A 6,742-nucleotide genomic window follows, 5' to 3' on the forward strand; every position below is an offset into this window, starting at 1 on the left:
AGGCCACGCCGGAGTAGTAGCGCTGCGCGCTTTCCGCTTACATCACCGTCCGAGTGGGCGAGGGTTTACGTGGAATTTTGCTAAGTAATGCAGACGGTAACTGCTCGCTTGCAGGCTGCAACCTGACTCTAGACTTGACCATGACCATCCCTGAGCTTCGAACAGCTGGGTTAAGCGAAGGAGAATTAGCGTTTTGGCGTGACTATGCAAATGGGATAGCCAGCCATGAGCAGGTTCATGCCAAGGATGCGATGAACGCAGCAGTTGCATGGTTGGAGCAGATTGCTACTCTCGGTGCGTATACCAACTGCCAAGGGCTTACCGATGCTTTCAATGGCATTCAAGCTCAGTCCCTTGAAGCTCTACGCCAGCGCGCCGCATACGTTGATGCCCATTCTCTAGGTTTTCCATCGGAGTTATTGCAGCAAACGACTCTAGATACGGTTATTAGCAGCCGTTCAGAATGACAGGGCAGGATTGATTCCGTATTATTCAATTTTAATTACGAAACAATAACTCTTGGAGTGTTGATGTATGTTTCGATTAATGGCATCCATTCTTTGCCTTGCGTTTTCATTACCCTCATTAGCCAAAGCGGCACCGATAGACTGGCAGTGGAATGATCCAGGCTCAACTGGGTTCTATAGCGGCAATATCAGCTTGTATGGCACGGGTGGCTCTCAGACCAGCACCTTTAACCGTTATAGCGGTGGCGTAACACCAAACATGAATACTGATACCGTTTCTACGCCCCCAGTTTTGCTGATGGCATCCATGGACATCGATTTCAAAATAGGGAACTCTGGCGTTGCTGTAGCCAAAAAATCCTGTCCGTCTCCTATGTCTCTACAGGTCTATGCCACACCGGTCACTGTGTGTGACAGCGGTACAGCTAACAACATTCAGGGTTTTCACGTAGATGCGGTAGACAACGGGACTAGCTTCACGCCGAGGCTGTTTATTTACGTGGCCGGTACAGGCTGGAAGCAAGTCGTCAACAATGAATGTGGCCGCCTTGAGGTAAAACAGTTCTGCCAATAGCTACTAAGATACGGGTCCAAGTACATACAAGGCTCCTGCCTTTGATTTAATATACGTTTACTAAGGCGTATATTTCTAGAGATAAGCTAGATTTTACGGGGGTTCAGCTTAGCTAGCTCCGCCCCAGCTGCTACAGACAGGTATCATCCTAGTGATAGAAAAAACCAGCAAAAATCTATCCAAGCTCAAGGACGCTTTCGTCCTGGTCGATGCGCGCCCTGAGTTTAAGATTCGTTATGAAGGGCTTATGACTCTTCAAGAGCTGGACATTAGTGATGCCGATGCACTTGTCCTAGGGGAATGGGGGGAGGCGTGCGGGCTTGCTTATCAGCCGGATGAGGAAAGCCCTTATTATTGGAAGCCTGATTTTATACGCGCAGCCTTTAAGCAGTTCAAAGCTCTTTATGGAAAGAGATCCGCTGACAAGCTACCAGCTAAGCTTCAGGCATTTGTGTCGGCCCAACTTACAATTACGCAGTTTGAGACCCTAGCTGGCATGATAAGCCGCGAGCCAGGATCGCCTGCAACTATTGCCGCACGAATGGTTTTGGTTGAGGGTGTCTCTCAGATTGAAGCCAGTCGAACTACTGGCGCCACCCCTTCTACAGTGAACGATACGGTAAAACGGTATCTTACTGCAGCTGAACAGATCAAAAGCGCGCGGTTCGTTTAAATGCCCGGCCATCAAGGTACGTCACAATGACCGATCAGATTCAACTCCACGAACTTCTTTCTAATATTGGTCAGGCTAAAGCCAAGATTGATTCTGTTCGTCCTCTTCCACCTTATACGGTCAAATCGCTTCATGACAAGCTTGCGCTTGATTGGACGTACCATTCGAATGCCATTGAAGGTAATACTCTTACCTTGAGAGAAACAAAGGTCGTTCTTGAAGGCATTACCGTGGGTGGTAAAACCATACGAGAGCACCTGGAAGCGGTTAACCACTACGAGGCCATTTCTTACGTAGAGGAAATAGTTGCTGGCCAGCTTCCCTTGAGCGAATGGGTACTCAAGAATATACATGGACTAGTCTTAAACAAGATCGACTCTCAGAACGCTGGCCGTTATAGGCAAGAGAACGTAGTGATCACCGGCGCTAGCACCACGCCTCCAGATCATCTTCATTTGCCAAACGAGATGCATGAGTTAATGAACTGGTACTCTGCCTCTCAAGATCTACACCCAGTAGAGCGTGCAGCTGAGCTGCATACTCGGTTTGTTAAAATTCACCCCTTTGTAGACGGGAACGGTAGAACCGCACGCCTTTTGATGAACTTTGAACTCATCAAGGAAGGGTATCCGCCTGCGGTGATCCGGAAAGAAGATCGAGAAGCCTACTACAGTGCGTTGGATGAAGCCTGCAGTAGCGGAAATTTTGACTCAATAACGCGCCTTGTGGCTGATGCCACTCAGCGGTCAATCGACATTTACATCAGTCTGTTAGGGCTCAATAGAGAAGAGAATCTTGAGCATGATGACCCTTCAGAGCCCAGCCTCTAGACTGGTGTAAGACCGTTATGCATGGGAGTCCTCTCCCTGCGCTACGCATTTTGAGGCAGGGGGTAAGCCTGGCCAATACACCTGGCCAGGTACGTTTAAAGGTCATCAGAAGTACAAGCTGGCCTGAGGGTTTCCATTAACAGCTCTTCAGGGAGTGGTGCCATGGCCGCATAAGTAATCATTTCGACTAGCTCTGATAGAGCTGCTTCGTTCATTACTTGACCGGTGTAAGTATGAAAAACGCGGAAGCCGTTCAATGTAAATAGGTTGTTGCGCCGCCGATCGCTTTGGAAAGTCTTACGGTCAGAGTGATATCGATAACCATCCATTTCAATGATGATGTCTGGCGCAATATAGACATCTGCTTTAAATCTCCGCCCCGGGATCAAGCCCGGCTCGTCATAGCGAATATCCTTCTCCGGCATACGCGCCTTTAAGGCATCAAACAAGCGTTCTTGCGGGCTTTTCCCCTTGTATGAGGGCACCGACTTGGACGCGTCCTTGCCTGGTGTCCGTCCTCTTGCCCTAGTTACCGCAGAAGCTTGCGCCCTCAGTTCCTTGGCTTGATCGGCAGTGATTGCATTGATTTGCAGCGCTTGCTCGACCGTAAGTCTTAAACCCATGGGACTATCCTTGCAGGGTATGGTTAGAGCAGTTATGGATTGAATGAAGCTGACAGCTCATGAGTAATGGTTTGCCGGTCTAAGATAGTGACCTGCTCAGGGGAAAAGCAGAGGGCTTCTTGAGAGCCATCCTCGTACGTTGCGATAATTCCGTCATACCCTCGGGCCTTAAGCGCTCTTTGGATTTCCTCACCAAAGTACCCATCGGTAGCTATAGCTGCCTGGATGAGGGCACCGGCTTGCTCTTCATTAAAGAGAGTCTGCACCAGGCCTATAGCCGCAGAGTCAAGATCAACCGAGTGCTCGAAGCTTGCTGAGTATCGGTAGGGATTCTGCAGCCTCATATCAAGGGTGAGCAAAAAGGCGCCGGCCGCATATTCTTTAGCCGCAGCTTCATCGACTGCCGCATATATGCCTGAGCCAAATGAGCCTCGCTCAGAAGGATGAAAGACGGTGAAATTGGCAGCGGTTCCATGGAAGCATCGCAGTACAGGGAACAGTTGATTAGGCTTACGCATACTTGACACTAAAATCCAAAGCTTACTGATTATAGTATATACAATAATAAATTATATAGATATTTCGTGATAAGTGCGTGATATGTCCCCAAGCTCTTAAGGCCCAGTATTGCTTTTGTTTGCAATTGCGTCAGAATAAATTATCGCAATTCCACTAATAATTTGCTTTTGCTCTAAGGGTAAGAAATGACCAGAAACGACCTAATCAATTCGGTAGCCGAACGGGCTAATCTCTCAAAGGCAGACGCGAGCAAAGCGCTTACCGCTGTCATTGACTCGATCACCGAAGCGCTTGAGCGTAATGAAGGGGTTTCTTTGGTAGGTTTTGGGACTTTTGGCGTTAAGTCACGCAATGAGCGCATCGGCCGCAATCCCAAGGATGGTACGCCTATGACCATTCAAGCGAGCCGCTTGCCTGTATTCAAGCCCGGCAAAATGCTGAAGGATGTAGTTAACTAAGGTTGCCCTTAAGCGTAACAAAAAAGGCCTTGGCGGGCCTTTTTTGTTGTCTTTACGGTTAACGTTGTCCGAGCGTTGTGTTCAGTGAGGGACTTAAGCTTATGGCAAGGCTTATGCTAGATGATAAACGGATTACCCATGGTGCCCAATCTGGGCATTACAGGCTGAGCCATGACTGGAGCAGGGACCTTCACTTCTAACGTCTGGATAACCTTGGCAGACTTGAATTTGCCTAGTTTTGCGATAAGCGCTTCAGGGTCATTCAGAATATTACGGATCCCATGACGTTGGAGCTGGTTCGACATTCTCATCATGCGATCCCACTCACCATGGCTTCCCTTGTAGATTGAGGCGAGGCCTAACCGAAGAATATAGTGGACAGCATTGGATGGAGTACTATCAGTGGAAGGGCCGTGTTTTTCTAGCGCATGCTCAACCTCCAAGCCCCAAAAGTCTGCTACAGCCTCTTGGTGAATGGTGAACTCATCATCAGTGTTTACCGGAGAGTAATAACGGCCATTCTTCTCCATAACCGCGTGCTCATCGACTGTCTCATGGATGGCACATCGTAGCCCGTTATACGGAGCGTTATACTCATCATCAACAAAGGGAACCTCGGCCAGTGTCTTCATGGCTACCTTTTCGAATGGAGGAATCTCCTTTGGGATAGGGTAGCGCTTACCCTGCTCAGTAATCTCGTGATAGGTTTGTGTTGCCATCAACGGATTCTGATAACCGTAACGCGCCCATAGAAGGTCGATGGCGATCACATCCTTTTCATCAAGGATGGTAAACCTTGGCCGGATACCACGCGCCCATGCCGCTTCTTCCTCCTCAACCTGGATGGTAAGTGCGTAACGTAACAAGTCCAGACAGTGCTGAGGAGAATAAGCGTTGGGCGAAATCTTTACGGTTCCATTTTCTTTGTTGATCGTGCGCGAAAGCCAGTTACGTGCAGCAGGATCGTAGTGACGCCCTTTGACATAGTTGCGGAAGTCATTAAGAGGCTTCATGAAGCTGTATTTGCCATTTTCTTCATTGAGCATATTCTCCATTGATCGGTCCTCGCCCACGGCTAGACACATCCAGCACCCGGTGCGTTGTCCGCATGAAGTCTTCTTCTCGCCTCCACCTGCCAAATAGATATTGACCAGGCATTCGCCTCCATTCATGTCTCGATAGACCTGGGTCAAGGCTTCGAAATCACTGAATGTCTCTAGCCGGTTTGAACGCACTTGGCCAATGAAGCTAAATACATCCATAGTCGTGAATTCCGCAATTGGCGATAGCACCCAATCGTTGCCCCCATTATCGGCTGCTAGATTTACAGGGTCATAAGCGTTTTCTCCTCTCCGGGACATATTAGTTGCCCTGGCAACCGATTCGTCGCGTCTAACCTAATCTAGGTCAAGGGAAAAAAGTGTTACGTCCTTGTGAGCAGAGGACAAACCGGAGGTAACACTCTTGGAGTCTATTGGATAGAGACGGAGGATAATATCTCTTTCCAACAGCAGTAGTGTTACATCCTGCAGGTAGGCAATCAGACAATGCCTGTTGAAAAGGCAAGGAGCGGTTAAGAAGGGCTGGGGGTAAAACCTTATTTCTGTGGGTACTGCGCGACAATCTGCTCAGCGCCTTGCTTGGTCAGACCAAGCACTTGATACGGCTGTTGCTGATCCCCGTACTCCATACCAGGCGAACCGACTACCATGCCCGGAACCGCCATTCCAGCCAGATCACTACGTTTAGCCAGTTCTTTTACCTGCTCTGCCGGCACATGACCTTCAGCAAACTTTCCATTCACGACAGCTGTATGGCAGGACGCCAGGTGCGGCGTTACGCCTAAACGCTCCTTAACCGCACTCATATTGGTTTCGACATGGTCATGCACCTCAAAGCCATTGGCTTGCATGTGCTTGACCCAGTTTTTGCAACAGCCACAGTTAGCATCGCGATAAACATCAATACTTAGCTGTTCTTCTGCATGGCTAAAGGACTGAAATAAAGGAAGCGCGATGCTAGCGACCAACATCAGGTTCGCTAAACGGACACGTGTGTTTTTCATGATACTGCTCCGGTTGATTTTCATGAGCCCATAGCGAGAAGCTACTCCATGGCCATTTCTATCTCAGGACTCAAGGTACCCAACCAGGCAACCAGTCCAAGGATCAAAATGGCAGCGCCTATTTCCATAAAAAGACTACGACGCAGGGCTGTTACAGCCTGTTGATGCTGATAATGCTGAATGGAACGCTCAAGCAAAGGGCTCAGGCGAAAGCGATTGGCAGCTGCAAGTACCAGCATCAAGGCGAACAAGGCCAGCTTTGCAAGAAGAAGTTGTCCATAGAGGCTGGATAACAGGCCATCAAGCGTAGGGCCAACGATGAGTCCATAGTTGATTACCCCCGTTATCGAGAGCGTTACGACAATAACGGTTCCGGTGGTAGCAAAGCCGTTCAACACGCGACTAAGCAGATGCATATGCTCAGACGCTACAAGGCTTCCTGGGCGTAGTAGCAGGCCAAAGGCCGCCAATGCTCCTAGCCAGGCACCTGCTCCAACAAGATGGAAGATGTCGCTCGTAAAGTGAACATAGCG

General features: G+C 49.1%; 10 protein-coding genes. 5 read left to right on the forward strand and 5 right to left on the reverse strand.

Going from position 1 to position 6,742, the window contains the following annotated elements:
• Positions 1–53 precede the first annotated feature (53 nt).
• The 4 genes from PLU01S_RS24650 to PLU01S_RS24665 all read left to right on the forward strand — a co-directional run bounded on the left by PLU01S_RS24650 (position 54) and on the right by PLU01S_RS24665 (position 2,544).
• On the forward strand, positions 54–467 hold the full coding sequence (locus tag PLU01S_RS24650) for a DUF922 domain-containing protein (RefSeq protein WP_074828883.1): 414 nt from the start codon (positions 54–56) through the stop codon (positions 465–467).
• Positions 468–534: 67 nt separating this feature from the next.
• A complete protein-coding gene (locus PLU01S_RS24655) occupies positions 535–1,041 on the forward strand; it encodes a hypothetical protein (RefSeq protein ID WP_019364712.1) in 507 nt (168 codons plus the stop codon).
• Between the two features lie 151 nt (positions 1,042–1,192).
• The gene (locus tag PLU01S_RS24660) at positions 1,193–1,714 is read left to right on the forward strand and encodes a hypothetical protein (protein WP_019364711.1); all 522 of its coding nucleotides are present in this window, start codon (positions 1,193–1,195) and stop codon (positions 1,712–1,714) included.
• A 26-nt stretch (positions 1,715–1,740) separates the two neighbouring features.
• A complete protein-coding gene (locus tag PLU01S_RS24665) occupies positions 1,741–2,544 on the forward strand; it encodes a Fic family protein (RefSeq protein ID WP_074828885.1) in 804 nt (267 codons plus the stop codon).
• Between the two features lie 95 nt (positions 2,545–2,639).
• On the opposite strand, the gene PLU01S_RS24670 is transcribed toward PLU01S_RS24665, so the two are convergent.
• Positions 2,640–3,167, reverse strand: coding sequence for a PDDEXK family nuclease (locus PLU01S_RS24670; protein ID WP_074828889.1), 528 nt, complete (start codon positions 3,165–3,167; stop codon positions 2,640–2,642).
• Between the two features lie 32 nt (positions 3,168–3,199).
• The gene (locus tag PLU01S_RS26475; protein ID WP_083397973.1) at positions 3,200–3,685 is read right to left on the reverse strand and encodes an ADP-ribosyltransferase-containing protein; all 486 of its coding nucleotides are present in this window, start codon (positions 3,683–3,685) and stop codon (positions 3,200–3,202) included.
• 186 nt (positions 3,686–3,871) lie between these two features.
• Between PLU01S_RS26475 and PLU01S_RS24680 the strand changes: the two genes are divergently transcribed.
• The gene (locus PLU01S_RS24680; protein WP_019364707.1) at positions 3,872–4,144 is read left to right on the forward strand and encodes an HU family DNA-binding protein; all 273 of its coding nucleotides are present in this window, start codon (positions 3,872–3,874) and stop codon (positions 4,142–4,144) included.
• A 116-nt stretch (positions 4,145–4,260) separates the two neighbouring features.
• On the opposite strand, the gene PLU01S_RS24685 is transcribed toward PLU01S_RS24680, so the two are convergent.
• From PLU01S_RS24685 to PLU01S_RS24695, 3 genes are all read right to left on the reverse strand, one after another.
• A complete protein-coding gene (locus PLU01S_RS24685; protein ID WP_074828894.1) occupies positions 4,261–5,406 on the reverse strand; it encodes an adenine nucleotide alpha hydrolase family protein in 1,146 nt (381 codons plus the stop codon).
• Positions 5,407–5,741: 335 nt separating this feature from the next.
• Complete coding sequence (locus PLU01S_RS24690; RefSeq protein ID WP_010799578.1) at positions 5,742–6,209, reverse strand: DUF411 domain-containing protein; 468 nt, start codon at positions 6,207–6,209, stop codon at positions 5,742–5,744.
• A 41-nt stretch (positions 6,210–6,250) separates the two neighbouring features.
• On the reverse strand, positions 6,251–6,742 hold a 492-nt coding region (locus PLU01S_RS24695; protein WP_139804002.1), incomplete at its 5' end, for a CopD family protein.

Origin of the sequence: Pseudomonas luteola NBRC 103146, assembly GCF_002091675.1 — a bacterium.
Lineage (GTDB): Bacteria > Pseudomonadota > Gammaproteobacteria > Pseudomonadales > Pseudomonadaceae > Chryseomonas > Chryseomonas luteola.